General features: G+C 61.0%; 21 protein-coding genes. 10 read left to right on the top strand and 11 right to left on the bottom strand.

What is annotated here, in order from left to right:
- Positions 1-107 precede the first annotated feature (107 nt).
- Both queF and copI read right to left on the bottom strand, forming a co-directional pair.
- On the bottom strand, positions 108-938 hold the full coding sequence (gene queF / locus V8689_RS08100) for an NADPH-dependent 7-cyano-7-deazaguanine reductase QueF (RefSeq protein WP_056791801.1): 831 nt from the start codon (positions 936-938) through the stop codon (positions 108-110).
- A 66-nt stretch (positions 939-1,004) separates the two neighbouring features.
- Complete coding sequence (gene copI, locus V8689_RS08095) at positions 1,005-1,526, bottom strand: copper-resistant cuproprotein CopI (protein WP_056791799.1); 522 nt, start codon at positions 1,524-1,526, stop codon at positions 1,005-1,007.
- 156 nt (positions 1,527-1,682) lie between these two features.
- On the opposite strand from copI, the gene V8689_RS08090 reads away from it, so the two are divergent.
- On the top strand, positions 1,683-2,363 hold the full coding sequence (locus V8689_RS08090; RefSeq protein WP_056791797.1) for a heavy metal response regulator transcription factor: 681 nt from the start codon (positions 1,683-1,685) through the stop codon (positions 2,361-2,363).
- The gene (locus tag V8689_RS08085) at positions 2,360-3,709 is read left to right on the top strand and encodes a heavy metal sensor histidine kinase (RefSeq protein WP_056791795.1); all 1,350 of its coding nucleotides are present in this window, start codon (positions 2,360-2,362) and stop codon (positions 3,707-3,709) included. Before V8689_RS08090 ends, V8689_RS08085 begins: the two co-directional genes overlap by 4 nt.
- Before the next feature lie 128 nt (positions 3,710-3,837).
- Here V8689_RS08085 and V8689_RS08080 read toward each other — a convergent pair whose 3' ends face one another.
- Genes V8689_RS08080 through V8689_RS08070 form a run of 3 tightly spaced genes read right to left on the bottom strand, consistent with a single transcriptional unit; the run spans position 3,838 to position 7,084 of the window.
- Positions 3,838-5,082, bottom strand: a complete 1,245-nt coding sequence (locus tag V8689_RS08080) for a lipoprotein-releasing ABC transporter permease subunit (RefSeq protein WP_032892838.1) — start codon at positions 5,080-5,082, stop codon at positions 3,838-3,840.
- Between the two features lie 60 nt (positions 5,083-5,142).
- Positions 5,143-5,826 (bottom strand): lipoprotein-releasing ABC transporter ATP-binding protein LolD, encoded by a 684-nt coding sequence (gene lolD, locus V8689_RS08075; protein WP_019818240.1) that lies wholly within the window; start codon positions 5,824-5,826, stop codon positions 5,143-5,145.
- Positions 5,827-5,833: 7 nt separating this feature from the next.
- Positions 5,834-7,084: a lipoprotein-releasing ABC transporter permease subunit gene (locus tag V8689_RS08070; RefSeq protein WP_014717520.1), complete on the bottom strand. Its 1,251-nt coding sequence runs from the start codon at positions 7,082-7,084 to the stop codon at positions 5,834-5,836.
- 94 nt (positions 7,085-7,178) lie between these two features.
- On the opposite strand from V8689_RS08070, the gene V8689_RS08065 reads away from it, so the two are divergent.
- Both V8689_RS08065 and V8689_RS08060 read left to right on the top strand, forming a co-directional pair.
- On the top strand, positions 7,179-7,757 hold the full coding sequence (locus V8689_RS08065; protein ID WP_056791792.1) for a PilZ domain-containing protein: 579 nt from the start codon (positions 7,179-7,181) through the stop codon (positions 7,755-7,757).
- A 44-nt stretch (positions 7,758-7,801) separates the two neighbouring features.
- Positions 7,802-8,524, top strand: a complete 723-nt coding sequence (locus V8689_RS08060) for a glycerophosphodiester phosphodiesterase (RefSeq protein ID WP_056791790.1) — start codon at positions 7,802-7,804, stop codon at positions 8,522-8,524.
- Between the two features lie 42 nt (positions 8,525-8,566).
- Here V8689_RS08060 and sthA read toward each other — a convergent pair whose 3' ends face one another.
- The gene (gene sthA / locus V8689_RS08055; RefSeq protein ID WP_003189670.1) at positions 8,567-9,961 is read right to left on the bottom strand and encodes a Si-specific NAD(P)(+) transhydrogenase; all 1,395 of its coding nucleotides are present in this window, start codon (positions 9,959-9,961) and stop codon (positions 8,567-8,569) included.
- 214 nt (positions 9,962-10,175) lie between these two features.
- Here sthA and V8689_RS08050 point away from each other — a divergent pair, with 214 nt between their 5' ends.
- Complete coding sequence (locus V8689_RS08050; protein ID WP_056791787.1) at positions 10,176-10,709, top strand: chalcone isomerase family protein; 534 nt, start codon at positions 10,176-10,178, stop codon at positions 10,707-10,709.
- A gap of 168 nt (positions 10,710-10,877) precedes the next feature.
- Here V8689_RS08050 and V8689_RS08045 read toward each other — a convergent pair whose 3' ends face one another.
- Positions 10,878-12,341 carry a glyceraldehyde-3-phosphate dehydrogenase gene (locus tag V8689_RS08045; protein ID WP_032873405.1) on the bottom strand — a complete coding sequence of 488 codons (1,464 nt, stop codon included), beginning with the start codon at positions 12,339-12,341 and terminating at the stop codon, positions 10,878-10,880.
- A gap of 340 nt (positions 12,342-12,681) precedes the next feature.
- Between V8689_RS08045 and mfd the strand changes: the two genes are divergently transcribed.
- The 3 genes from mfd to V8689_RS08030 are packed head-to-tail and all read left to right on the top strand — an operon-like array spanning position 12,682 to position 19,408.
- Positions 12,682-16,131, top strand: a complete 3,450-nt coding sequence (mfd, locus tag V8689_RS08040; protein WP_056791785.1) for a transcription-repair coupling factor — start codon at positions 12,682-12,684, stop codon at positions 16,129-16,131.
- 10 nt (positions 16,132-16,141) lie between these two features.
- The gene (locus tag V8689_RS08035) at positions 16,142-16,708 is read left to right on the top strand and encodes a CsiV family protein (protein ID WP_056791783.1); all 567 of its coding nucleotides are present in this window, start codon (positions 16,142-16,144) and stop codon (positions 16,706-16,708) included.
- 9 nt (positions 16,709-16,717) lie between these two features.
- The gene (locus V8689_RS08030) at positions 16,718-19,408 is read left to right on the top strand and encodes a DEAD/DEAH box helicase (RefSeq protein WP_056791781.1); all 2,691 of its coding nucleotides are present in this window, start codon (positions 16,718-16,720) and stop codon (positions 19,406-19,408) included.
- Positions 19,409-19,509: 101 nt separating this feature from the next.
- Here the strand turns inward: V8689_RS08030 and V8689_RS08025 are convergent, their stop codons facing one another.
- The 3 genes from V8689_RS08025 to V8689_RS08015 form a co-directional block, all read right to left on the bottom strand.
- Entirely contained in the window at positions 19,510-22,821 is a 3,312-nt protein-coding gene (locus tag V8689_RS08025) for a DEAD/DEAH box helicase (RefSeq protein ID WP_081089411.1), read from the bottom strand.
- A 132-nt stretch (positions 22,822-22,953) separates the two neighbouring features.
- A complete protein-coding gene (gene nagZ, locus V8689_RS08020; protein WP_056791776.1) occupies positions 22,954-23,964 on the bottom strand; it encodes a beta-N-acetylhexosaminidase in 1,011 nt (336 codons plus the stop codon).
- A 135-nt stretch (positions 23,965-24,099) separates the two neighbouring features.
- On the bottom strand, positions 24,100-24,807 hold the full coding sequence (locus tag V8689_RS08015; protein ID WP_003189661.1) for a TetR/AcrR family transcriptional regulator: 708 nt from the start codon (positions 24,805-24,807) through the stop codon (positions 24,100-24,102).
- A gap of 267 nt (positions 24,808-25,074) precedes the next feature.
- On the opposite strand from V8689_RS08015, the gene lexA reads away from it, so the two are divergent.
- Together lexA and sulA are read left to right on the top strand one after the other, a co-directional pair.
- Positions 25,075-25,683 carry a transcriptional repressor LexA gene (gene lexA / locus V8689_RS08010; RefSeq protein WP_003172575.1) on the top strand — a complete coding sequence of 203 codons (609 nt, stop codon included), beginning with the start codon at positions 25,075-25,077 and terminating at the stop codon, positions 25,681-25,683.
- 10 nt (positions 25,684-25,693) lie between these two features.
- Positions 25,694-26,167 carry an SOS-induced cell division inhibitor SulA gene (gene sulA, locus V8689_RS08005; protein WP_005786162.1) on the top strand — a complete coding sequence of 158 codons (474 nt, stop codon included), beginning with the start codon at positions 25,694-25,696 and terminating at the stop codon, positions 26,165-26,167.
- Positions 26,168-26,204: 37 nt separating this feature from the next.
- On the opposite strand, the gene V8689_RS08000 is transcribed toward sulA, so the two are convergent.
- The gene (locus tag V8689_RS08000; RefSeq protein ID WP_003189656.1) at positions 26,205-26,438 is read right to left on the bottom strand and encodes a hypothetical protein; all 234 of its coding nucleotides are present in this window, start codon (positions 26,436-26,438) and stop codon (positions 26,205-26,207) included.
- Positions 26,439-26,856: the final 418 nt, after the last annotated feature.

Below are 26,856 nucleotides of genomic sequence, written 5' to 3'. Positions count from 1 at the left end.
ATGTGGGAGCTGGCTTGCCTGCGATTGCGATCTTTCAGTCATTCATCAAGTGACTGATACACCGCTATCGCAGGCAAGCCAGCTCCCACAGTTTTTTGTATGAAGGCTTACTGACGCGCCAGGCGCACGTTCAGGAACTGGGTGTTCTCAGTGCTGCGGTACGGATTGATATCCAACCCACCCCGGCGCACATACCGCGCATACACGGTCAACTTCTCCGGCTTGAGCAAGCGCTGCAAGTCCAGGAAGATCCGCTCCACACACTGCTCATGAAAGTCCGAGTGCTGGCGAAAGCTGACGATATATTCCAGCAGACTGGCGTGATCCAGCGCAGCACCACGGTATTCCACCACCACACTGCCCCAATCCGGCTGGCTGGTCACCGGGCAGTTGGATTTGAGCAGGTGGCTGTGCACGCTCTCCTCCACCACACGCGAGTCATCGCAACGCAGCAGTTCCGGGCGCGGGTGTTCGTAGCTGCTGACGTTGATATCCAGGTCGTCAATGCACACACCCGGCAATGCCATCACGCCTTCGGCCTCGATATCGGCCAGGCTGCGAATGCGCACGTTCACGGGCTTGCCGGCCGCTAAGCTGAGGTCGGTGCTCAGGGTGGCTTCAAGGCCTTGCGTGTCGGCAAACGCGGTCTGGTTCAGCGAGTTGAGGTACAGCTTGAACGACTTGGACTCGATGATGTTCGGCGAGTCGGCCGGAATGCTGAATTCACCGATGGCCACCACCGGCTTGCCCGACGGTAACAACCAGGACAGCTCGAAGCAGTTCCAGAAATCCACGCCCTTGTACGGCAGGGTCTCGGCGCTCAGGCCCAGCTCGGCCCACTTGGCGGCGCGTGGAATCGGAAACAGCAACGAAGGCGTGTAAGTGGAGATGTATTCACTGGACTTGCCCAGCGGCGAATGTTCGGCTGCGGGATGCATGGCGGAAACCTGGCTAAATAAACCGCGCCAGTCTACCAGCCTTTGCCCCCGCCCTTAACAAACGCCTCACTCAACGGTCAGTTTGCCGACCATGCCTGCCTGGTAGTGCCCTGGCAGGTTGCAGGCGAACTCAAGGCCGGTGGCCTGCTTGAACGTCCAGGTCAGTTCGGCCGTCTTGCCCGGCTCCACCAATACACTGTTGGGGTCATCGTGCTTCATGCCGCCCATATCGCCGTGGCCCATGGCGCTGTGGTCCATCTTGCCCATGCCGGTGGCGGTCAGCATGCCGCTGGCCTGCATCTGCATCATCTCTTTCTGGTGGGCGGCATGCATGGCCGCGTCGCCCAGGTTGAACTCATGCAGCAACTTGCCCTTGTTGACCAGCACGAAGCGCACGGTTTCACCGGCTTTGACGTCCAGGGACTTGGGCTCAAAGGCGATGTCCCGCAGCGAGACTTCAACGGTGCGCGTGGCTTTATCCGCCGGGGCGGGCTGGCCGAACGCGTAGGTGTGAGCCGCATCCGCCAGCGCATTGAAACTCAACGCCAGCAGGCAGCCCGCCAATAACAGGGGTGTACGCAACGCCATCTTTCACTCTCCACAATAGGTATCCAGCTTGGGCAACACTTTAAGATGGCCTCGCTGCCAGCCAGCTGACTGCTAGATTACAACTTTGTCAGCTTGTGCCCATACCCCGGAGCCCAGGGTATAAAGGCCGGCGCCCACCTTGACCAAGAGCCCGATATGAAACTGCTGATCGTCGAAGACCAACCCAAAACCGGTCATTACCTGCGCCAGGGCCTGGCCGAGGCGGGCTTTACCACCGAACTGGTGGCCGACGGTACCAGTGGCCAGCACTTGGCGCTGACGGGCGACTATGACTTGTTGATCCTCGATGTGATGCTGCCCGGCCGCGACGGCTGGCAAATCCTGCAGGCGGTGCGCAGTGCCGGCCTGGACATCCCGGTGCTGTTCCTCACCGCCCGCGATGCCGTCGAAGACCGAGTACACGGCCTGGAGTTGGGCGCCGACGATTACCTGGTCAAACCCTTCGCCTTTTCCGAACTGCTGGCGCGGGTGCGCACCTTGTTGCGCCGTGGCAGCAGCACGCCGCAGGACACCCTGCTGCAACTGGCCGACCTGAGCCTGGACTTGATCCGCCGCCGCGTCGAGCGCAGCGGCCAGCGCATCGACCTCACCGCCAAGGAGTTCGCCCTGCTGGAGCTGCTGCTGCGCCGCCAGGGCGAAGTGCTGCCCAAGACCCTGATCGCCTCCCAGGTGTGGGACATGAATTTCGACAGCGACACCAACATCATCGAAGTCGCCATTCGCCGCCTGCGCCTGAAAGTCGATGACCATTTCCCCAACAAACTGATCCACACCGTGCGCGGCATGGGTTACGTGCTGGAGGAACGGTTCACGTGATCAAGCGCCTGTCCCTGACCAGCCGCCTGGCGCTGCTGTTTGCCGCCTGCACGGCGGTGGTTTCGTTGATCGCCGGGGTGTTGTTCAACCGGGCCAGCGAGGCGCATTTCATGGAGCTGGACCAGCAACAGCTCGAAAGCAAACTGGTGGCCCTGCGCAGTACCTTGCAGGGTGTCACCTCACGGGAAGACCTCGCCCAGCGCACCCCTCAACTGCGTGCCGAACTCGATCACCAGCCCGACCTCACCTTGCGCATCACCGGGGCGGGTCAACGCTGGCTGGACGGCGCGCCCAACCTTAGCTTGCCCCAGGCGCCCGGCCTGCATAGCCTGCAGCAGGCGGGCACCGACTACCGCGTGTTCATCGCACCCTTGACGCCCAGCCAGCTGGATTCGCCACAACTGACCCTGATCCTCGACATCACTCACCACCAGCACTTTCTACAGCGCATGCAACGCTTGATCTGGCTGACCGTGAGCCTCTCGGCCCTGGCCACCGCCCTGCTCGGCGCCTGGGCTGCGCGCAGTGGCTTGCGACCGCTGCGGCGCATGGGCGAAGTGGCCGCCAGCGTCTCCGCCCACTCCCTCACGCAACGCTTACCCCAGGAGCAGATGCCGGTGGAACTGGCGGAACTGGCCCAGGCCGTCAACGCTATGCTGGCGCGCCTGGATGACGCGTTCCAGCGCCTGTCTGCCTTCAGCGCGGATATCGCCCACGAACTGCGCACACCGCTGTCCAACCTGCTGACCCAGACCCAAGTCATCCTCACCCAGCCGCGCCCGCTGGAAGATTACCGCGAGGCACTGCACAGCAACCTCGAAGAGCTGCAATGGATGGCGCAACTGGTCAACGACATGCTGTACCTGGCCAAAGCTGACCACGGCTTGCTGATGCCCAGCCGTGAAGCTCTGGATTTGGGCGATGAGGTCGACGCACTGTTGGAGTTCTTTACCCTGCTGGCGGAGGACGCGCAGGTAACGCTGGTGCGCGAAGGCAGCGCCCAGACGATGGGCGATCGCGGCATGTTGCGCCGGGCCCTGTCGAACTTGCTGGATAACGCGCTGCGCTTTACCCCACCGGGCGGTGAAGTGCGGGTACGGATCGAGAGTGGCGTAACACTGACGGTGGAGAACAGCGGGGAAGGCATTCCTGCGCCGTTATTGCCGCGACTGTTTGACCGTTTCTACCGAGCCGATCCGTCCAGGCGTGCAGGCAGCAGCGAACATGCGGGGTTGGGGTTGGCGATTACCCAGTCGATTGTGCGGGCGCATGGCGGGAGGATTTATTGTGAGTCGCAGGCGGGTTGGACCCGGTTTGTGATTGAGTTGCCCAAGGGCGACTGCTGATCGTTCCCACGCTCCGCTGATCGTTCCCACGCTCCGCGTGGGAATGCATTCCGGGACGCTCTGCGTCCTAACAGCGGACGCGGAGCGTCCGGTGAGGCATTCCCACGCAGAGCGTGGGAACGATCAGGTTACGAATACCTCAGCGCATGCGCCGGCTCAATCTTCGCCGCCCGATACGCCGGGTAAATCGTCGCCAAGAAGCTCAACACAAACCCCGCCGAGCAAATCAGCAACACATCCCCACCTTGCAGCTCCGAAGGCAGGTTGCTGACAAAGTACACATCCGAACTGAAGATATGCTGCCCGCTCACCCGCTCCAGCCAGCCCACAAGCTCGCTTACGTTCAGCGCCGCAATCACCCCCAGCACGCCACCAATCAAGGTGCCGACCACGCCAATCACCGTGCCCTGCACCATGAAGATCGCCATGATCTGCCGAGGCGTGGCGCCGATGGTACGCAGGATGGCGATGTCCGCGCCCTTGTCGTTCACCACCATGATCAAGGTGGCGATGATGTTGAACGCGGCCACGGCGACGATCATCAGCAACAGCAGGCCGATCATGGTCTTTTCCATTTTCATGGCGCTGAACAGGCTGCCCTGGGTGTGGGTCCAGTCATCCGGCTTGTAAGCCGCGCCCAGGCTGGCGGCGATATCTGCCGAGACTTTGGGCGCTGCATACAGGTCCTTCACCGCCAGGCGCACGCTTTGCACCTGGTTGGGCTGCCAATGCTGGATTTCAGCGGCGTCGGCCATGTGGATCAGTGCCATGGAGCCATCCAGTTCGGCGCCGACCTTGAAGATACCCACCACGTTCAGGCGCTGCATGCGCGGGGTGATACCGCCCGGGGCGCTGCTCAGTTCCGGCACGATCAGGGTCAGCTTGTCGCCCACGCTCAGGCGAAAGCGGCGTGCAGTGATATCACCGACCACCACGCCGAACTCACCAGGTTTGAGGTCGTCGAGTTTGCCGCGCACGATGTGCTGGGCCACGATCGACACCTTGCCTTCCTGGGCCGGGTCGACGCCGCTGATCTCGATCGGCTGCATCGCGCCCTTATAGGAAAACATGCCGTCCATCTGGGTGAAGGGCACAGCGGCGGTGACTTGCGGATTCTTCATCGCAGCGGCGGCCACCGGCTGCCAATCATCAATCGGCTTTACGCCGACGATGGTCGCGTGAGGCACCATGCCGAGGATGCGCGAGCTCATTTCGCGCTGAAAGCCGTTCATCACCGAGAGCACCACGATCATCGCCAATACGCCCAGGGCGAGGCCGATCATCGAGGTCATCGAGATAAACGAGACAAAACGGTTGCGGCGCTTGGCGCGGGTATAGCGCGTGCCGATAAAAATCGATAACGGTCTGAACATTCGCGGGCACCGTTGGAAAAATGAAAAAGCCCGGCCTCAAAAAACCGGGCGTGCAACAGGTCAGATAGCGACCAGATGACCTTCCTGCAAATGCAGTACGCGGTCCATCTGCCGGGCCATGCTCATGTCATGGGTGACCACCAGGAACGCGGTGCGCATCTGGGTGCTCAACTCCAGCATCAAGTCCTTGATGCCCTGGGCGGTGTGGGAGTCGAGGTTGCCGGTCGGCTCGTCGAGCATCACCAGGCCGGGGTTGTTCACCAAGGCACGGGCAATCGCCACACGCTGGCGCTCACCGCCGGACAGTTCCGCAGGTTTGTGCTCCAGGCGATGGCCCAGGCCGACGCGTTCGAGCAAGGCCGTGGCACGCTGGCGCGCTTCGGGAATCGCAGTCTTGCCGATCAACAGCGGCATGCACACGTTTTCCAGGGCGGTGAATTCCGGCAGCAAGTGGTGGAACTGGTACACAAAGCCCAACGAGCGGTTGCGCAGTTGGCCGCGGGCCTTTTCATTCAAGGCCGACAGTTCTTCGCCGGCCAGCCATACGCTGCCCTGGGACGGCGTATCGAGGCCGCCCAACAGGTTGAGCAAGGTACTTTTGCCGGAACCGGAACTGCCGACGATCGCCACGCGCTCGCCAGGGTGCAGTTCAAGCTGCAGGTTGGACAGCACCACCACCGATTCCGGGCCCTCCTCGTAGGATTTGCCCAGGTTGCGGCAGCTCAGGATTGCTTTTTCACTCATGCCCGATTCACTCATAACGTAATGCCTGTGCTGGCTGGGTACGTGCCGCGCGCCAGGCTGGATACAGGGTGGCAAGGAAGCTCAGGACCAACGCAGCGCCGCCCACCATCAGCACGTCCTGGGTTTGCACCTGGGACGGCAAGTAATCGATGAAGTAGACGTCGGCGTTGAGAAACTTGTGGCCGATCACTTTTTCAAGCAGGGCAATGGCGGCGCTGACGTTCAGCGCGGCCAGAATGCCCACCGCCGTGCCGATCAGGGTGCCGACCACACCGATCACGGTGCCCTGCACCATGAAGATCGCCATGATCTGCCCCGGCGTGGCGCCCAGGGTACGCAGGATGGCGATGTCGCCCTTCTTGTCGTTCACCACCATCACCAGCGTGGAGATGATGTTGAAGGCCGCCACGGCGACGATCAGCAGCAGCAACAGGCCGATCATGGCTTTTTCCATGCGGATAGCCTGGTAGAGGTTGCCGTGGGTGCGGGTCCAGTCGCGGGCGTAGTACTCGGTCTCACCCAGGTGCTGGGCAATTTCCCAGGCGCCGCGCGGGGCGTCGAACAGGTCGTTGAACTTCAGGCGCAGGCCCTGCACCTGGTCGGGCTGCCAGCGGTGCAGGCGGGCCAGGTCGGTGAGGTTGGTCAGGCCGATGTAGCCGTCGATCTCGCCAGCGCCGACGTGGAAGGTGCCCACCACGGTAAAGCGCTTCATGCGCGGGAACATGCCGGCCGGGGTCACGGTGACTTCCGGGGCGACGAAGGTCAGCTTGTCGCCAACCCCCACGCCCAGCTTGGCCGCGGCCTTGTCACCGATGACGATGCCGAAGCTGCCCGGCGCCAGCGCGTCGAGCTTACCTTGCAGCATGAACTTATCGATGATCGAGACGTTACGCTCCTGGGCCGGGTCGATGCCATTGAGCAGGATCTTCTGCACTTTGCCGTCGTTGGTCAGCAACCCCTGCATCTGGGTAAACGGCGCGACCGCCACCACCTTGGGGTTCTGCTGGACCTTGGCGGCCAGGCTTTGCCAGTCATTGATCGGCGCATCGCCTTCAATGGTCGCGTGGGGCACCATGCCCAGCACGCGGGTGCGCATCTCATGATCGAAGCCGTTCATCACCGACAGCACCACGATCATCACGACCACGCCCAGGGCGAGACCGATCATCGAGGTCAAGGAAATGAACGACACAAAATGATTGCGACGCTTTGCACGGGTATAACGCGTGCCGATAAATACGAAGAGAGGTCTGAACATGTCGGGGCTTGTTCGGAGGAAAAGAAGACGTCCCGGTGGCGGGGTCTGGTCAGCAGCTTTACACTCAGACCATTACCGTTACCTGGGGTTCGCCATGTCGACATTAGATGAAGAAGAGCGCCGCGAATACTACCGTATCGATGACATGATCGCACTTCAAATCAAACCCCTGTCTGGCCCCGACGCGGCGAGCAAGGAAGTGTTGCTGGATGATTCGCCGCTGTTCAATCTGCTCAGCGAACTGCACCTGAGCGAATTCGAAGCCCAGCACCTGCTGCGCCAGATCAACGAGAAAGACCGCAGCCTGGCGGCGTTCCTCAAAGTGCAGAACAAACGCCTGGACCTGCTCAGCCAGGTCATGGCTCGCGGTTTGCTGAACGAGGTGGGTGCGCCGCAACCGGTGATCCTCTCCGAAGGCGGCATCGACTTCCAGCACCCCACACCGCTGGCCGCCGACACTCACCTGGCGGTCAAGCTGGTGCTGATGCCCCAGGCGCTCGGCCTGTTGCTGCGCGCGCGGGTGACCCATTGCGACCCCAAGGGCGACGGCTTTGATGTGGGCACGGAATTCGAGTCCATGACCGATGCCCAACGCCAACTGCTGGCGCGCTATATCCTGCAGAAACAGGCCCAGGAACGCCGCCTGGCGCGAGAACAAAGCGACGACCTCTGAATACGTATTCACGACGCCAGCCATCCTGGCGCAAAGGAGCAACTGTGACCCTGATTTACGGCCACCGCGGTGCCAAAGGCGAAGCACCGGAAAACACCCTGACCAGCTTTCAGGAGTGCCTCAAGCACGGCGTACGCCGCTGCGAGCTGGACTTGCACCTGTCCATGGACGGCGAGTTGATGGTCATCCACGACCCGACGCTCAAGCGCACCACCGACCGGCGTGGCAAAGTCGTCGAATATTCGGCGGCTGACCTGGTGAAGATGGACGCGCGCAAAGGCGGCCCAGGCTGGGTCAGCCCCTGCCCGATCCCGCGCCTGGAAGAACTGTTCGAAAAGTGCGACTTCGATCACTGGCAACTGGAAGTCAAAAGCGCCTCGCGTACCCGTGCCGCCACCACCGTGCTGGCGATTCGCGAAATGGCCGTGCGCTTTGGCTTGATGGACAAGGTCACGGTGACGTCAAGCTCGCGGGAAGTGCTCAAGGCCGCCGTGGAACTCACCCCAGACCTGTCACGCGGCCTGGTCGCTGAATACGCCTGGCTCGACCCACTGAAGGTCGCGCAGAACTACGGCTGTGAGTATTTGGCATTGAACTGGACGCTGTGCACCCCCGAGCGGCTGGAAAAAGCCCAGCGCCAGGGCTTGCATGTGTCCGTGTGGACAGTCAACGAACCTGCGCTGATGCGCAGGCTCGCCGACTTCGGCGTAGATAGCCTGATTACAGACTTTCCCGGTTTGGCCACTGCCACCCTCGAGAATTACTGAAATCGGTCTCCCCGGCCGGCTCAGGCCACCGGCCGGAGCCGCTCAAAAAAGCCGGTTGAGGCCGTCGTAGGCCGCTACCCGATAGGCTTCGGCCATGGTCGGGTAGTTGAAGGTGGTGTTGACGAAATACTTGAGAGTATTTTGCTCACCCGGCTGGTTCATGATCGCCTGGCCGATGTGCACGATCTCCGAGGCCTGGTAGCCGAAGCAATGCACGCCGAGCACTTCCAGGGTTTCGCGGTGGAACAGGATTTTCAGCATGCCTTGCGGCTCACCGGCGATCTGCGCACGCGCCATGCTCTTGAAGAACGCCTTGCCCACTTCGTAAGGCACCTTGGCCTTGGTCAGTTCGTGCTCGTTCTTGCCGATGGAGCTGATCTCGGGAATCGTGTAGATCCCGGTCGGCACGTCGTTCACGTAGCGCCAGCTGCCATTGTCAACGATGCTGCCAGCGGCCGAACGGCCCTGGTCATGGGCGGCACTGGCCAGGCTTGGCCAGCCGATCACGTCACCGGCGCCGTAGATGTTCGGCACGCAGGTGCGGTAGTTCTCATCTACTTCGATCTGGCCACGGCTGTTGACCTTGACCCCGATGTTTTCCATGCCCAGCTTGTCGGTGTTGCCGGTACGGCCGTTGCACCACAGCAAGGCGTCGGCCTTGATCTTCTTGCCGGACTTGAGGTGCAGGATCACACCGTTGTCCAGGCCTTCGACCCGCTCGTACTCTTCGTTGTGGCGCACGGTGATGTTGTTGTTGCTGAAGTGGTAGCTCAACGCCTGGGAGATTTCCGAGTCGAGGAAGCTGAGCAACTGGTCACGGTTGTCCACCAGCTCCACCAATACACCCAGGCCGCTGAAGATCGAGGCATATTCACAGCCGATCACGCCGGCGCCGTAGATGATCAGTTTGCGCGGGGTATGGCCCAGGCTCAGGATGGTGTCGCTATCGTAGATACGCGGGTGGTGGAAATCGATGTCCGCCGGGCGATACGGGCGCGAACCGGTGGCGATGATGATGTGCTTGGCCACCAGTTTCTCGACCACGCCATTGGCGCAGACCACTTCGACGGTTTGCTCGTCGGCGAAACTGCCGGTGCCGAAGAACAGGTCGACGCGGTTACGGGCGTAGTAGCCGGTACGCGAGGCGACTTGCTTGGAGATGACTTTTTCAGCGCTTTTCAATACGTCCGGGAACGAGAACCAGCGCGGCTCACCAATGGCCCGGAACATCGGGTTGGTATTGAACTGCATGATCTGCCGTACCGAGTGACGCAACGCCTTGGACGGGATGGTACCCAGGTGGGTGCAGTTACCGCCGACCTGGCGACGGCTATCGACCATCGCCACCTTGCGCCCTGCTTTGGCAGCGTTCATCGCCGCACCTTCTCCAGCTGGGCCGGAACCCAGTACCACCACGTCGTAGTTGTAGACAGCCATGCGTACTCCTCAGAACAGGCCAGGCGTACGGTTGGACGCCGGGCTAAATCATGCCGCGGCCAGCGTGCATGAAGGACAATTTGGCTCAAGTGTGTGAACCGGGGCACAGTCTATAGAAGCCCGAGCGCCGCGAACATTAACCCTTGGTCGCGTCGTAGGCCAGTGTTGCCATACTACAGGACGCAAACCAGCGCCGAATTCAGGATGAGCCATTATGCGACAACTATTTTTCTGTTTGATGCTGATGGTGTCGCTCACGGCGCACGCCAACGATGGGCAGCGGCTCAAGCAGGCAAGCTTCCCGGCACAGGTCGAGGGGCTGGCCCTGAAAAACCAGGCGGTATTCAACTATCTGTGGGCGGATGTGTATGCGGCGGCGCTGTATGCACCGGCTGACCTGCCGGCAAAGCAGGCCTGGGACCAGCAGAAGGCTGTGCGCCTGGCGCTGTATTACTTTCGCGACATCGACCGCAATGATGTGATCAAGGCGGCCACCGTCACCCTGGAACGCCAGCAGGCCAATGCCGGGTTGAACCCAGAGGTAGCCAAGCTGCACGCACGCTTTCGGGATATTCGCAGCGGCGATCGCTATGCCCTGGATTTTCGTCCGGGGCGCGGGTTGAATCTGGAGATTAATGGCCAGGTGGTGTTCAGCAGCCCGGACGCTGAATTAGCGAAGGCTTACCTGGGTATCTGGCTGGGGCCCAAGGGGCTGTCGGACAGTTTGCGCAACACGCTACTCAAGTGATGGCGGCGTTGACGGTTCCATCGTCATCGCAGGCAAGCCAGCTCCCACAGGTAAATGCAGTTCAACTGTGGGAGCTGGCTTGCCTGCGATAAGGCCCGCCCAGACACCACAAAACCCACAGCCATAAAAAAGCCCCGAACCAGTCGGGGCTTTTTCATTCAGCGGGGCTTAGCGCGGAAACGCAGGCGGGTTGACCCCGGCCATGTCTTCCATCACGCGAACCACCTGGCAGCTGTAGCCGAACTCGTTGTCGTACCACACGTACAGCACAACACGGTTGTCCTGGGTGATGGTCGCTTCGGCATCCACCACACCGGCGTGGCGCGAGCCCACGAAGTCGGTGGAGACCACTTCCTGGGAATTGACGAAGTCGATCTGCTTGTGCAGGTCGGAGTGCAGCGCCATGTAGCGCAGGTACTCGTTCATCTCTTCACGGGTGGCGGCTTTCTCAAGGTTGAGGTTGAGAATGGCCATCGACACGTTCGGCGTCGGTACGCGGATGGCGTTACCGGTCAGCTTGCCGGCCAGTTCAGGCAGGGCCTTGGCAGCGGCAGTGGCCGCACCGGTCTCGGTGATCACCATGTTCAACGCGGCGCTACGGCCACGGCGATCGCCCTTGTGGAAGTTGTCGATCAGGTTCTGGTCGTTGGTGTACGAGTGAACCGTCTCAACGTGACCGTTAACAATGCCGAACTTGTCATTCACAGCCTTGAGCACCGGCACGATGGCGTTGGTGGTGCACGAGGCGGCGGACACGATCTTGTCGTCAGCGGTGATTTCAGCGTGGTTGATGCCGTGCACGATGTTCTTGAGCTTGCCCTTGCCAGGCGCGGTCAACACAACGCGGTCGACACCCGGGCATGCCAGGTGCTGGCCCAGGCCCTCGGCATCACGCCATACACCAGTGTTGTCCACCAGCAGGGCGTTCTGGATGCCGTACTGGGTGTAATCCACCTCAGTCGGGTTCTTCGCGTAGATCACCTGGATCAGGTTACCGTTGGCGGTGATGGTGTTGTTTTCTTCGTCAATGGTGATGGTGCCATTGAACGAGCCATGTACCGAGTCGCGACGCAGCAGGCTGGCGCGTTTGGTCAGGTCGTTCTCGGCGCCTTTGCGCACCACGATGGCACGCAGGCGCAGGCCGTCGCCGCCACCGGTTTTTTCGATCAGGATGCGCGCCAGCAGGCGGCCGATACGGCCAAAGCCGTACAGCACCACGTCGGTGCCTTTACGGGCGGCAGCGTTTTGCTGGCCAACCACATCGGCCATTTCTTCACGCACGAACTGCTCGGCGGTACGGCCAGCGCCTTCCTTGCGGAATTTATAGGCCAACTTGCCCAGGTCTACCGAAGCCGCGCCGAGCTTGAGCTCGCTCATGGCTTTGAGCAGTGGGAATGTTTCGTGGACGGAGAGTTCGCTGTCGTCGGCGGAGCGATGGCGCGCAAAGCGGTGGGCTTTGAGAATCGCGATGACAGACTGGTTGATCAGGCTGCGGCCATAGATCGAGCTCACCACATTGTTATTGCGGTACAGCTGACCGATAAGCGGAATCATCGCTTCAGCGAGTGCTTCACGGTCGATCCATTCACCAAGACACTGGTCGGGCTTCTGAGTCACGGGAACCTTCCACATGTAGGGGCAGAAAAAAGGGGCTACATTATGTCGCCCGACTGAGCGTTGAGCAATGCGCGAAGGGCAACAAAAAGCCCTTGCAAAAAAATACCACCGCGCTACAGCCCAGGAAACACGCGGGTTCCAGAAGGCCACTAGTTTAGCGAGCAGGCCGACTTGTCCGTAACTCTCCTAAACATTCGCGCATTTTGGCACTACATATTGAGTCAAAACCCGCCATTGTTTGTCTTAGCCACTACATTTCCTACAAACCGTAATAGGCACAGTCAGCAACTGACAGGCGGCACCTGGGGCCGTTACAATTACCGACTTTGTCGCAACGCTTGGAGCTCAACCTTCCGTGCCCGTTCTGCGTCTACCGCTACTCCCTGCCGCGGCAGGTAAACAGCACTGGGGCAACCTGCCCGGTGCCGCCCTGAGCCTGGCCATTGCCGAGGCTGCCAGCGCAGCCAAGCGCTTTACCCTGCTGCTCACCGCCGACAGCCAAAGTGCCGGACGGTTGGAGCAGGAGCTGAGCTTCTTCGCCCCGGATTTGCCGGTGCTGCATTTTCCCGACTGGGAAACCCTGCCCTACGATCTGTTCTCGCCGCACCAGGACATCATCTCCCAGCGCATCGCCAGCCTGTACCGCTTGCCGGAACTGGCCCATGGCGTGCTGGTGGTGCCGATCACCACTGCCCTGCATCGCCTGGCGCCAACCAAGTTCCTGCTCGGCAGCAGCCTGGTGCTGGACGTCGGCCAGAAGCTCGATGTGGAGCAAATGCGCACGCGCCTGGAAGCCAGCGGCTACCGCTGCGTCGACACGGTGTACGAACACGGAGAGTTCGCGGTGCGCGGCGCCCTGATCGACCTGTTCCCGATGGGCAGCAAGTTGCCGTACCGCATCGACCTGTTCGATGACGAGATCGAGACGCTGCGCACCTTCGATCCGGAGAACCAGCGCTCCATCGACAAGGTCGACTCGATCAAGCTGCTGCCGGCGCGGGAATTCCCGCTGCAAAAAGACGCGGTCACGCGCTTCAAGGCGCGCTTTCGCGAACGCTTCGACGTGGATTTCCGTCGCTGCCCGATCTTCCAGGACTTGAGCAGCGGCATCACGCCCGCCGGTATCGAGTACTACCTGCCGTTGTTTTTTGACGAAACCTCCACCCTCTTCGACTACCTGCCCCAGGACACCCAGGTGTTCTCGCTGCCGGGTATCGAACAGGCGGCGGAAAATTTCTGGAACGACGTGCGCAACCGCTATGAAGAACGCCGCGTCGATCCGTCCCGGCCTTTATTGCCGCCCGCTGAACTGTTCCTGCCGGTGGAAGACTGCTTCGCCCGCCTGAAAAACTGGCCGCGTGTAGTCGCCAGCCAGCAGGACGTGGACGCCGGCAGTGGCCGCGAGCGTTTCCCGGCGAGCGCACTGCCCGATTTGGCGATCCAGGCCAAGGCCACACAACCGCTGGAGGCGCTGTCCAACTTCCTCGGTGACTTCCCCGGCCGCGTGCTGTTTACCGCCGAATCCGCCGGGCGCCGCGAAGTGCTGCTGGAGCTGTTGGAACGCCTGAAGCTGCGACCGAAAACCGTCGACAGCTGGCCGGATTTTGTCGCCAGCAAAGAGCGCCTGGCGATCACCATCGCGCCGCTGGACGAAGGCCTACGGCTGGATGACCCGGCGCTGGCCTTGATCGCCGAAAGCCCGCTGTTCGGCCAGCGCGTGATGCAACGCCGTCGCCGGGAAAAACGCGCCGACGCCAACAACGACGCGGTGATCAAGAACCTCACCGAGCTGCGCGAAGGCGCGCCGGTGGTGCATATCGACCATGGCGTGGGCCGCTACCTGGGCTTGCAGACCCTGGAGATCGACAACCAGGCCGCCGAATTCCTCACCATGGAATACGCCGAGGGCGCCAAGCTCTACGTGCCGGTGGCCAGCCTGCACCTGATCGCCCGCTACACCGGCAGCGACGACGCCTTGGCGCCGTTGCACCGCCTGGGCTCCGAGACCTGGCAGAAAGCCAAGCGCAAGGCCGCCGAACAGGTGCGCGATGTGGCCGCCGAACTGCTCGACATCTATGCCCGTCGCGCCGCCCGCGAAGGCTACGCGTTCGCCGACCCGAAAGCCGACTACGCCACCTTCAGCGCCGGCTTCGCCTTCGAAGAAACCCCCGACCAGCAAACCACCATCGAAGCGGTGCGCGCCGACATGCTCGCACCCAAGCCGATGGACCGCCTGGTGTGTGGCGACGTAGGCTTTGGCAAGACCGAAGTGGCCATGCGCGCAGCCTTTATTGCGGTACACGGCGGTCGCCAGGTGGCGATCCTGGTGCCCACCACCCTGCTCGCCCAGCAGCACTACAACAGTTTCCGCGACCGCTTTGCCGACTGGCCGGTGACCGTGGAGGTGATGAGCCGCTTCAAGTCCGCCAAGGAAGTGAATGCCGCCGTCGCCGATCTGGCCGAGGGCAAAATCGACATCGTCATCGGTACTCACAAGCTGCTGTCGGACGATGTGAAGATCAAGAACCTGGGCCTGGTGATCATCGACGAAGAACACCGCTTTGGTGTGCGCCAGAAAGAACAGCTCAAGGCCCTGCGCAGTGAAGTCGATATCCTCACCCTCACCGCCACGCCAATTCCGCGCACGCTGAACATGGCGGTGTCGGGCATGCGCGACCTGTCGATCATCGCCACGCCACCGGCGCGTCGCCTGTCGGTGCGCACCTTCGTGATGGAGCAGAACAAGAGCACGGTCAAGGAAGCCCTGCTGCGCGAACTGCTGCGCGGCGGCCAGGTGTATTACCTGCACAACGACGTAAAGACCATCGAGAAATGCGCCGCCGACCTCGCCGAACTGGTGCCGGAGGCCCGCATCGCCATCGGCCACGGGCAGATGCGCGAGCGCGAACTCGAACAGGTGATGAGCGACTTCTATCACAAGCGCTTCAACGTGCTGATCGCCTCGACCATTATCGAGACCGGCATCGACGTGCCGAGCGCCAACACCATCATCATCGAGCGCGCCGACAAGTTCGGCCTGGCGCAGTTGCACCAATTGCGCGGCCGCGTCGGGCGTAGTCACCACCAGGCTTATGCGTACCTGCTGACACCACCGCGCCAGCAGATCACTTCCGATGCGGAAAAACGCCTGGAGGCGATCGCCAATACCCAGGACCTCGGCGCTGGCTTTGTACTGGCCACCAACGACCTGGAAATCCGGGGTGCCGGCGAGTTGCTTGGCGACGGCCAGAGCGGGCAGATCCAGGCGGTGGGTTTCACGCTGTACATGGAGATGCTCGAACGCGCGGTGAAAGCCATCCGCAAAGGCGAGCAACCGAACCTCGACCAACCCTTGGGCGGCGGCCCGGAGATCAACCTGCGCTTGCCGGCGTTGATTCCCGAAGACTACCTGCCGGATGTGCATGCACGGCTGATCCTGTACAAGCGCATTGCCTCGGCGGCCGATGAAGAAGGCCTCAAGGACTTGCAGGTAGAGATGATCGACCGCTTCGGCCTGCTGCCGGAGCCGACCAAGAACCTGGTGCGCCTGACCCTGCTCAAGTTGCAGGCCGAGCAGTTGGGCATCAAGAAAGTCGACGCCGGGCCGCAAGGCGGGCGTATCGAATTCGAAGCGCAGACGCCGGTCGACCCGTTGGTGCTGATCAAGCTGATCCAGGGCCAGCCCAACCGCTACAAGTTCGAAGGGGCTACGCTATTCAAGTTCATGGTGCCGATGGAACGTGCCGAAGAACGCTTCAACACCTTGGAGGCGCTGTTTGAACGCCTCATTCCGAAATCCGTTTAAGGACGCCCCCATGCGCGTGTTCCGCATTTTGAGCCTGTTGTTGGTGGTACTCGCACCTTCGGCCTTTGCCGACAGCCTGTATCAGGTGGAAATGATCCTGGTGCGCCAGAATGCAGAACCTGTGATCAACAGCCGCGCCGCCCCGGAAAACTGGGACGCGGGCGCGCCGCGCCTGGGAGAGCGGATGAGCCCGCCGCGCCTGGGTAATATCGTCGACAAGCTGCGCGCCGACGCCAACTACACGGTGCTCGCCCACAAAGCCTGGGAACAGAGCCTGGGCGAGCAACCGGTGAAGGTGGCGATCACAGACGGCCAGGAGCAATTCGGCCAGTTCCCTATCGAAGGGGTGTTGAGCCTGCAACTGGGGCGCTTTACCGATATCGACGCGGACTTCTGGATCAACCAGTTCGACGGCAACGGCAGCGTGATTAACAGCGAACACCTGAGCCAGAAAGACGTGCGCACCAAGAACAACCAGCTCAACTACCTGGACGGTGGCCACCTGGCGCTGCTGATCAAGATCACCTCGCTGACCGCCAAGCCACCCAGCGCACCACCGCCCGACCTTCAGGACTGATTGCGCGCCATGCCCCTGACGTCGTCGTTGACCAAACCCCTGGCCCCTTCGTGGGCCAATCGCTTCAAAGAGCAAAGCCTTGAGCGCGGGCGGCGCTACGCCCTGGAAAACCGCGTGCGCATCGTCGAGTGCGGCGACAGCACCATCACCGCCAGTTGCGAAGGCTCGGGCGGCAACGTTTACCGCCAGACCATCTCACTGCGCGAATCGGCCAAGGGCCTGCTGATCCTGGTAGACAGCCGTTGCACGTGCCCGGTACACACCAACTGCAAACACATCGCGGCGGTGCTGCTCAAGGTTCAGGAAACCCTGGCCTACCCGGCAGCGGCCCAGGATGCGCAGCTGCTGGAAAAACTCCAGGCGGTGCTGGATAACCGCGTGGTCCTGCCGCAGGTGGTGATGGACGACGTGCAACCAGTGCCACGCTTGTGGCTGGCCAGCGTGGAATTCAGCGCGTTCGAGCCGCGCAACGGCAAGATGCAGCGCTATATCCAGCATCGGGCGGCGCTGTCGTTCAACTACCTGGGCAACTACGTCAGTGGGCAAAAGAATGCCGACATCATTGTGCGCCAGGAGACCCAGAGCCTGCGGATCAAGCGCCAACCTGAGCAAGAACAGGCCTATCGCGAGCACCTGCGCCTGCTTGGCTTCAAGATCGCCACGCGCCAGAGCAAGGCCCTGCCGGAAAGTGCTGGCGAGCTGTTCGAGATGGTCAATGACAGTGCCTGGCTGAACTTCACCCTCAATGTGTCGCCCACCTTGCGCGCCGAGGGCTGGGAGCTGCAGATCGATGAAGACTTCGGCTTTGACCTCAGCCCCGTCGATGACTGGTATGCCACCGTCGATGAAGGGCCGGAACGCGACTGGTTCGACCTGGAGCTGGGCATCATCGTCAACGGCGAACGCCTGAGCCTGCTGCCGATCCTGCTGAACCTGATGCGCTCCCACACCGAGATTCTCAACCCGGAGAAGCTCGCGCGGCGCCGCGATGAAGAGCTGATCCTGGTGAACATCCCCGGCCTGCCCAACGGCCACGGCCCGCTGCAAGTGGCGCTGCCCTACGGCCGCTTGAAGCCGGTGCTGGCGACCCTCGGCGAGTTTTACCTGCAGGAAGCCGGCACCACCGCGCTGCGCCTGGCCAAGGCCGACGCCATTCGCCTCAACCCGCTGGACGACCTGCCACTGCAATGGGAAGGCGGCGAGAAGATCCGCAACTTCGCCCAGCGCCTGCGCGATATCAAGGATTTCACCTGCGCGGCGCCTGAAGGCTTGAATGCGACCTTGCGTCCCTATCAGCTGGAAGGCTTGAGCTGGATGCAGTCACTGCGCCAACTGGAGGTGGGTGGGATACTCGCGGATGACATGGGCCTGGGTAAAACCCTGCAAACCCTGGCGCATATTCTTACCGAGAAAATCGCCGGGCGCCTTGATCGGCCATGCATGGTCGTGATGCCTACCAGCCTGATTCCGAATTGGCTCGATGAGGCTGCGCACTTCACCCCGCAACTGAGAGTGCAGGCACTTTATGGCGCCGGGCGTAAGAAACACTTCGCCAACCTGAATGACTACGACCTGCTGCTGACCACCTACGCCTTGCTGCCCAAGGACATCGAACAGCTCGCCGCCCTGCCCTTGCACGTCTTGATCCTGGATGAAGCGCAGTACATCAAGAACCCGTCCAGCAAGGCGGCCCAGGCCGCGCGCGAGCTGAATGCCCGCCAGCGCCTGTGCCTGAGCGGCACGCCCTTGGAAAACCACTTGGGCGAGCTGTGGTCGCTGTTCCACTTCCTGCTGCCGGGTTGGCTGGGCGATGTGAAAAGTTTCAACCGTGATTACCGCGTGCCGATTGAAAAGCGTGCCAGCGAGGTGCGATTGCAACACCTTAACGGTCGGATCAAACCCTTCCTGCTGCGCCGTACCAAGGAGCAAGTGGCGACCGAATTGCCGCCCAAGACCGAGATTATCCACTGGGTCGATCTCAACGAGGCCCAGCGCGACGTGTACGAAACCATGCGCCTGGCCATGGATAAAAAGGTCCGCGACGAAATCACCCGCAAGGGCGTGGCCCGTAGCCAGATCATCATCCTTGAAGCCCTGCTGAAACTGCGCCAGGTGTGCTGCGACTTGCGCCTGGTCAACGACGCTACCCTACCCGCCCGTGGCAGCAGCTCGGGCAAGCTCGACAGCCTGATGGACATGCTCGACGAGCTGTTTGCCGAGGGCCGTCGGATCCTGCTGTTCTCACAGTTCACCTCGATGCTGAGCCTGATCGAGGCCGAACTGAAAAAACGCGGGATTGCCTACGCCCTGTTGACCGGCCAAACCCGGGATAGACGCACCCCGGTGAAGGACTTCCAGAGCGGCAAGCTGCAGATCTTTTTGATCAGCCTGAAGGCCGGCGGCGTGGGCTTGAACCTGACCGAAGCCGACACGGTTATCCACTATGACCCCTGGTGGAACCCGGCCACGGAAAACCAGGCCACCGACCGTGCGTACCGCATCGGGCAGGAAAAGCCGGTGTTTGTGTACAAGATGATTGCCCGGGGCACGGTGGAAGAGAAAATTCAGCACTTGCAGAAGGAGAAGTCCGATCTGGCGGCGGGTGTGCTGGATGGGCGTACGACTGGGGATTGGCAGTTGGGCAATGAGGAGATTGAGGCGTTGTTTGCGCCGTTGCCTAACAAGCAAGAGAAGCGCTGACTGTTAGGCCGCCTTCGCGAGCAAGCCCGCTCCCACATTTTGATTTGTGAATACATTCAAGTGTGGGAGCTGGCTTGCCTGCGATGGCCGCGCCGCGATCTTCAGCCTGGCAAGGGCGCAAACAGCGCCTCAATATCCCGCGGCTCCAGCTTCCAACCCGAACTGGCGCCACCTTCCAGCACCCCATCGGCCAATGCAGCTTTCTCCAGTTGCAACGCCTGGATCTTTTCCTCCACCGTGCCCCGGGCAATCATCTTGTACACAAACACCGGTTTGTCCTGCCCGATGCGGTAGGCTCGATCCGTCGCCTGATTTTCCACCGCCGGGTTCCACCACGGGTCGTAATGAATCACCGTATCCGCCGCTGTCAGGTTCAAGCCCGTCCCGCCCGCCTTCAGGCTGATCAGGAATAGGGGTGTCTTGCCGTCCTGGAAGTTCTCAACGGGCGTACGTCGGTCAACGGTGTCTCCCGTCAGGATCGAATACTCAACCCCACGCAGCTTGAGCTCCTCTTCGATCAACGCCAGCATCGAGGTGAATTGCGAGAACAACAAAATCCGCCGCCCCTCGCTGAGCAACTCTTCCAACATGTCCATCAAGCTGCCCAGCTTGCCAGTGTCGGCCTTGGCCACTTTAGTCATCGGCACAGACTTGACCAGGCGCAAGTCACAGCACACCTGGCGCAGTTTGAGCAGGGCTTCGAGGATGATGATCTGGCTGCGGGCCACGCCATGACGACTGATCTCGTCGCGCACCTTTTTATCCATGGCCACACGCACCGTTTCGTAGACATCCCGCTGTGCATCGCTGAGCTCTACCCAGTGCACGATTTCCGACTTGGGCGGTAACTCCGTGGCAACCTGTTCCTTTTTGCGCCGCAACAGGAACGGCTTGATACGCGCCGTGAGGTGCTGCATACGCTGCGCATTACCGTGTTTTTCGATGGGCGTGCGGTAATCGCGATTAAAGCTCTTGCTATCGCCCAACCAGCCCGGCAACAAGAAATGGAACAGTGACCACAGCTCGCCCAAGTGGTTTTCCAACGGCGTACCGCTCAGGCATAAACGCTGGCCGGCCTCCAACTCACGGGCCGCCTGGGCTGCCTTGCTGTTGGCGTTCTTGATGTTTTGCGCTTCGTCGAGGATCAGCACACTCCAACATTGAGGCTGCAGCACTTCAAGGTCTCGCGACAGCAGCGCGTAAGTAGTGAGTACCAGGTCGTAATCGGCCAGGCGCGCGAAGTCAGCCTGGCGCTGCGAGCCGTGCAGCGCCAGGACCTTGAGTTGAGGGGTAAAGCGCGCGGCTTCATCCATCCAGTTTGGGACCAGGCTGGTGGGCATCACCGCCAGAGCAGGCGCCTGCAAGCGGCCGGCCTGTTTCTCACAGAGCAAATGGGCAAGGGCCTGCAGGGTTTTCCCCAGGCCCATGTCATCCCCAAGAATCCCGCCGACGCCCAGCTCGCGCAGGGCTTGCATCCAGTTAAGGCCTTCGAGCTGGTAGCCACGTAGCTCGGCGTTCAAGCCCTGGGGAGCAGGTACATTGACGTGCGTGGCCTCCTTGAGACGCTTGGCGAAATCACGCAGCCGCTCGCCGCCCTGCCAGACCAAGGGTATTGCATCCAGGGTGCTGAGCCGTGCCGCGTCGGGCGCACTCAACCGCAGTGCGTCGCCTTCAGGTGCGCGCAGGTAGAGTTCGCCGAGGGTCGCCATCAGGGGTTTGATACGGCCGTAAGGCAGCGCGACTTTGGTGTGAGTGCCGGCGCCCAAACTGACCAATACCCGCTCATCATCGTCACGTTCAGCCATGTAAGTGGCATCGAGCAGTTTGGGCTGGTGACGCATCAAGTCGAGCATGATTGGCAACAGGCTGTGCCGCTCGCCATTGACCTCGACGCCCAGTTCAAGGTTGAACCACTCATGACCCGGCGTCTCTTCGATATCCGCGTACCAGTGATCCACAGCCTCCACGTCGTAATAAAAGCCCGGATGGATGACCACCTCCCACCCGGCCTCGCGCAAAACCGCCAAATCGCGCTCAACAAAGCGCAGCCAGGCTTCATCAGTGGGTAGATCGAACATATCTCCTGCACTGGCAGGCAGCGCACGGGTTTTGCGAGTGACCGTTTTAAGGCCGATCTTTGTGAGGGTCTTGCGCAGGGCTTTTTCAGCCACCGGCTTGCGTTGGATACGCTGGGTTTCGGTGCCGTTGAGAAACAGGATGTCCTCAGTGCCCTTGCCGCTGACCAGGCAGGCGTCGTATCGGTAAGCCAAGGCGGCGCGGTGTTCAAAAGTGAGCATTTGCCGTTGGTGCGCCTGGCTGTAGACGTAGGACTCGTCGCTTCCCAGAGTGAGACATCCTTGAGGCTCTAACGTATCCACCACACGCTCGGTCAGCTCACGCGGCGGAGGAATCACCTTGGATATCGAACTGATCCGATGACTGAATAACGCGACCTGATCAGCTGGAATCATCGGCAAGGCGCAAAGATGCATGGCCAGATTGTCATCCAGCCCGTGATCGATCACCCCAATCGCCAGGTTATCGAGGTCTAGATAATGAAGCGGTTTGAGGGGCAACACCTTGTCCAGCTCGCGTCCGTTGCTGATCCACTTAGGAATGTGATTGCCATCGGACAACATCGCCCAATCAAAACGCGCGGGCCGGGCCGGGCCGGACTTAAGCGCCAGGCCTGGGCGTTGCTCAATAAACAGACGTTGGGTTTTCAGCGCCAATTGGAGAATTTCCGCCCCTGAATCGCCGACCAGCTGATAACGGGTGTTATAGGAACTATAAGACCGGCTCAACAACAGCAATCGACAAATGCGAGCATCCAGCTCATGCATATAAGCTGGCGCACGCCGCAAGGTCTCATCGATCGAGTACAGCGGCTTGATATCGCTGTAGTCACCTTTTTTCGTCACACGCGCCCGATATAGCTCTAATGACCACCTCGTCGAATAGGGATCGGGGGAGAGCTGGTACAGCAAAGAGGTGCCCGTATTCCTGGGTTGCCCCTCATCCACAGGCGTGGGTTCAGGGATGCTTTCAAGCCACTTTTCGAGCTGGGGGCTGAGGCGCTCAACCGGTGTCTTTTGCTGTTTTACAGGCGGGTTCAGGTCTTCGTGCAGGACAGTCAACATAAACAGCGCCGCAGCCGCGTGCTTGCAATTGATCGCTACCGGGCAAGAACACACACACTCGACAGTCGCCCAATTTGATGTGACAACATGTGTGATCACCTGGGTGTAGACGTTACGACCGGAGCCCTTGCAACGCGCGATCAACCGGTGTTTTCCCACTTCGACTATTTCGAGACGACTTTCGCCAGCGTACTCGAAACCACGCTCCAGTGAACGAGGGTCAAAGCTCTCTTGCCAATCCAACTCGACGATACGTGCAATAAGATCATTCATGGGGCAGCACTCTACAGCGGTCGGCAACGCGATTTAAAGCAGGCCGACTCCCACAAATCGGTAAGAGATAGCTACAGCCACACCCAGACGCTTCCTACACCAAGCCTCTTTCTGTAACAGCGCAGGCGACGTTTATTCAATCAGTTGAGCGTCTCGCAACGCTGTGAGAGCCGCCAACCAGCGTGGATCCTGTTTGTAATCCGTCGACGCAACCGCCTGCCCACGCATACGCGCAATCCGCGCCGAGGGCGTGACCTTCATCCGCTGCGCTGCACTCAGCGCCAACTCGGCCGCCGCACGGTCATTGCACACCAAGCCCATGTCACAGCCGGCGGTCAGGGCCGCTTCGATACGACTGGCCGCATCGCCGACCACATGGGCGCCGGCCATGGACAGATCATCGCTGAAGATCACCCCGTCGAACTGCAACTCACCGCGCAGGATGTCCTGCAGCCAGCGACGCGAAAAACCAGCGGGCTGGGCATCGATCTGCGGGTAGATGACGTGCGCTGGCATCACGGCGGCCAATTGCTTGCTCAGGCGTGCGAAAGGCACCAGGTCATTGGCGCGAATCTGTTCCAGGCTGCGCTCGTCGTTGGGAATGGCGACGTGGGAATCGGCCTCGGCCCAACCGTGGCCCGGGAAGTGCTTGCCGGTGGCGGCCATGCCGGCGCTGTTCATGCCGCGGATAAAGGCACCGGCGAGCACGGCAGCGCGCTCGGGGTCGCCTTCAAAGGAGCGGGTGCCGACCACGGCGCTGCGTTGGTAGTCGAGGTCCAGCACTGGGGCAAAACTCAGGTCCAGGCCCACCGCAAGCACTTCGGTGGCCATGATCCAACCGCATTGTTCGGCCAGGTATTCGGCGTTGGGGTTATCGGCCAGCGCACGCATGGCCGGCAGGCGTACAAAGCCTTGGCGCAGACGCTGCACGCGGCCGCCTTCCTGGTCCACGGCCAGCAGCAGGTCCGGGCGCACTGCGCGAATGGCTGCGCTCAACTCGCGAACCTGGCGCGGGTGCTCGATATTGCGCGCAAAAATGATCAGGCCGCCCACTTCCGGCTGGCGCAACAGATGACGATCCTCGGCCGTGAGCCAGGTACCGGCGACGTCGACCATCAAAGAACCTTGCAGGGCAGCAGTCATAAACCTTCCTTAAATAACGCACACAACCCGTCGTCCTTGCCAGGCACGGCAAGGACGACGGGTTGCGAATAAATAGCTGAAATCGGCATGGCGGCTAGCTTAGCGGATGCAAGCGGCCGCGCCCACCCGCAGCGATCAAACCTTGGCGGCGACCGGTACGGTTTTGCTGCGTGGGCGTAACTGCGCGGCGGCCATGGCCGGATCGCTGACGCCGGTTTCGGCGCGCATGCCGGCGGCAAGGAACGGCACCATCAGGCGCATGACCTGCTCGATGGAGGTGTTCACGCCGAAATCGGTCTCGGCAATCGCCCGCAATGCCTTGATACCGGACATGCTGAAGGCGGCGGCACCGAGCATGAAATGCACACGCCAGAACAGTTCGATAGGCGGAATACGCGGGGCCGCTTCGTTGACCAGCAGCATATAGCGGCGGAACACCTTGCCGTACATGTCTTCCAGATAACGGCGCAAGTGGCCCTGGCTCTGGCTGAACGCCAGGCCCAGCAGGCGCATGAAGATCGACAGGTCGTTGCCGCTGCGAGGCTGCACGACCAAAGCTTGCTCCACCAGGATTTCCAGCAGCTCTTCCAGGCTGGGCTTGTGATCAGCCTTGGCCTGGCGGCGTTCCAGCTCACGGTCGAGGCTTGCGCAGAACGGGCCCAGAAAGCGTGAGAACACCGCCTGGATCAGGGCTTTTTTCGAGCCGAAATGATAGTTCACCGCGGCGAGGTTGACCCCAGCCTTGCTGGTGATCAGGCGCAATGAAGTTTCAGCAAATCCTTTTTCCGCGAACAATTGCTCGGCAGCATCGAGAATGCGTTCAACGGTTTCCGACTGGGCCATGGCTACTCCGCCTGACAAACAAACACTTGTTTGAAACATACGTTTCAGAGTGTGTCTTGTCAAGCCTGGGGGTCCGCTTTGCGGCTGGTCGGTCATCTGTTTCATCGCTATTTAATCACATCCTCGCAGCTCTGTAGGCAGCGCCGCATCGGCTGTGTAGGACGGCTGACGGATGACCGTCCAGCGGAGCCGCTAAAAAGGATGATTGCCAAGCGCAGTTCACTGTATATAATCCCAGTCACTGTATAAAAAGACAGAGCGATCAACATGCTAAAACTGACGCCACGCCAAGCTGAGATTCTGGCTTTTATCAAGCGATGCCTTGATGACAATGGTTACCCGCCTACCCGTGCGGAGATTGCCCTGGAACTGGGGTTCAAGTCCCCGAACGCCGCCGAGGAACACCTCAAGGCCCTCGCTCGCAAAGGCGCGATCGAGATGACCCCGGGTGCTTCGCGGGGTATTCGCATCCCTGGCTTCGAAGCCAAGGCCGACGAGTCGACATTGCCGATCATCGGCCGCGTCGCCGCAGGTGCGCCGATCCTGGCGCAGCAGCACGTCGAGGAATCCTGCAACATCAACCCGACCTTCTTCCATCCTCGCGCCGACTACCTGTTGCGCGTGCACGGCATGAGCATGAAGGACGTGGGTATCTTTGACGGCGACCTGCTGGCCGTTCATACCACCCGCGAAGCCCGCAATGGCCAGATCGTCGTGGCCCGTATCGGTGACGAGGTCACGGTCAAACGCTTCAAGCGCGAAGGCAGCAAGGTCTGGCTCCTGGCCGAGAACCCTGAGTTTGCCCCGATCGAAGTCAACCTGAAAGACCAGGACCTGGTGATCGAAGGCTTGAGTGTCGGCGTTATTCGCCGCTAAAGGAGGCATCATGCAGCTCGTGCACACCCCACAACACACACAACTGTCGCTGTTCGAGGCCTTTATGGCCCAACCCCTTGCGCCAATCCTCAAGGAAACGGTCGAAGCCCCCTGGGGCGGCGAACCTGAGGCGTTCAGTGAATTGTCGTTGCGCGGTGCGGCTGAGAGCTGCCTGAACCTGCTGGCACCTATCCTGCGCGAATTAAGCGAAGATCAAGACGCCCGCTGGCTGACACTGATCGCCCCACCCGCCAGCCTCACCCAGGCCTGGCTGCGGGACGCCGGGCTCAACCGTGAGCGCATCCTGTTGCTGCAACCACGCGGCGCGCAAAGTGCCCAGCAGCTAACCTGCGAAGCCTTGCGCCTGGGCCGTAGCCATACGGTGGTGAGCTGGTTGAACCCGCTGAATGCCAGCGCCAAGCAGCAACTGATCAGTGCTGCGCGCACGGGTGATGCACAGAGTTTGAATATTCGATTGGGGTAATGACGGGCGCGCCACAGACGCAGCCTTCACCAAGGACTCAGTGAAGAACGCGCGGCCCTTCTTCTTTCTCCGGCTCGCCTTCGGCAAGGCGACCTGCCATCTGCACGCCCACGCTCAACATGGCTTTAGCCACTTCGACGTGTTGGCCTTGCAGGAAGACCTTGGCGTCTTCGGAGAAATCCAGAATAACCAGAGAACCCTCGTCCTCCGCCCGGCGCAGTTCAATTCGGCCGTCAGGCAGTTCAACAATTTCCAGAAAGGACGTTGGCATAAAAGTCTGTTCTCCACGAAAGGCCTGGGATTATATCAGTCATCCACCCAGCCTCGCAGGGGATATGGACAGGTTTGTTGACGGCGTGATGAATGGTGCCCAGGGCAACACGCTAATCAATGTGGGAGCTGGCTTGCCTGCGATGGCGGAGTATCAGCGAATAATCAGCAAACTGCCCCACCGCTATCGCAGCATAAGTATCTATACAACTTTGTGAGCTGTCTGCTGTAGCAGTCAACGGTAACCACGATGCGAAGCGAGTAGCTCTTGATCTTGATCTTGCTCTTGATCTGCTTGTGATCTTGATCTCAGGCGCCCCGTTAAACCACGCTGGCCGAACGCAGGCTTGAATTCGTGGGTAACCCGGCAGGACGCCGGGTTAGCCGCCCCGCGCCATGGATGGCGCGTGGCGGCGGCC

Origin of the sequence: Pseudomonas sp. AK181, from assembly GCF_051122975.1 — a bacterium.
Classification (GTDB): domain Bacteria; phylum Pseudomonadota; class Gammaproteobacteria; order Pseudomonadales; family Pseudomonadaceae; genus Aquipseudomonas; species Aquipseudomonas lactis.
The sequence above is the reverse complement of the archived record's forward strand: the minus strand, read 5'-3'. Positions and strand labels throughout refer to the sequence as shown.

What these genes read in the sequence shown, in the direction of transcription:
- queF (WP_056791801.1), bottom strand. Translation starts at nt 938, where the DNA reads ATGCATCCCGCAGCCGAACATTCGCCGCTGGGCAAGTCCAGTGAATAC.
- copI (WP_056791799.1), bottom strand. Translation starts at nt 1,526, where the DNA reads ATGGCGTTGCGTACACCCCTGTTATTGGCGGGCTGCCTGCTGGCGTTG.
- V8689_RS08090 (WP_056791797.1), top strand. Translation starts at nt 1,683, where the DNA reads ATGAAACTGCTGATCGTCGAAGACCAACCCAAAACCGGTCATTACCTG.
- V8689_RS08080 (WP_032892838.1), bottom strand. Translation starts at nt 5,082, where the DNA reads ATGTTCAGACCGTTATCGATTTTTATCGGCACGCGCTATACCCGCGCC.
- lolD (WP_019818240.1), bottom strand. Translation starts at nt 5,826, where the DNA reads ATGAGTGAAAAAGCAATCCTGAGCTGCCGCAACCTGGGCAAATCCTAC.
- V8689_RS08070 (WP_014717520.1), bottom strand. Translation starts at nt 7,084, where the DNA reads ATGTTCAGACCTCTCTTCGTATTTATCGGCACGCGTTATACCCGTGCA.
- V8689_RS08065 (WP_056791792.1), top strand. Translation starts at nt 7,179, where the DNA reads ATGTCGACATTAGATGAAGAAGAGCGCCGCGAATACTACCGTATCGAT.
- sthA (WP_003189670.1), bottom strand. Translation starts at nt 9,961, where the DNA reads ATGGCTGTCTACAACTACGACGTGGTGGTACTGGGTTCCGGCCCAGCT.
- V8689_RS08050 (WP_056791787.1), top strand. Translation starts at nt 10,176, where the DNA reads ATGCGACAACTATTTTTCTGTTTGATGCTGATGGTGTCGCTCACGGCG.
- V8689_RS08045 (WP_032873405.1), bottom strand. Translation starts at nt 12,341, where the DNA reads ATGTGGAAGGTTCCCGTGACTCAGAAGCCCGACCAGTGTCTTGGTGAA.
- V8689_RS08035 (WP_056791783.1), top strand. Translation starts at nt 16,142, where the DNA reads ATGCGCGTGTTCCGCATTTTGAGCCTGTTGTTGGTGGTACTCGCACCT.
- V8689_RS08030 (WP_056791781.1), top strand. Translation starts at nt 16,718, where the DNA reads ATGCCCCTGACGTCGTCGTTGACCAAACCCCTGGCCCCTTCGTGGGCC.
- V8689_RS08025 (WP_081089411.1), bottom strand. Translation starts at nt 22,821, where the DNA reads ATGAATGATCTTATTGCACGTATCGTCGAGTTGGATTGGCAAGAGAGC.
- nagZ (WP_056791776.1), bottom strand. Translation starts at nt 23,964, where the DNA reads ATGACTGCTGCCCTGCAAGGTTCTTTGATGGTCGACGTCGCCGGTACC.
- V8689_RS08015 (WP_003189661.1), bottom strand. Translation starts at nt 24,807, where the DNA reads ATGGCCCAGTCGGAAACCGTTGAACGCATTCTCGATGCTGCCGAGCAA.
- lexA (WP_003172575.1), top strand. Translation starts at nt 25,075, where the DNA reads ATGCTAAAACTGACGCCACGCCAAGCTGAGATTCTGGCTTTTATCAAG.
- sulA (WP_005786162.1), top strand. Translation starts at nt 25,694, where the DNA reads ATGCAGCTCGTGCACACCCCACAACACACACAACTGTCGCTGTTCGAG.
- V8689_RS08000 (WP_003189656.1), bottom strand. Translation starts at nt 26,438, where the DNA reads ATGCCAACGTCCTTTCTGGAAATTGTTGAACTGCCTGACGGCCGAATT.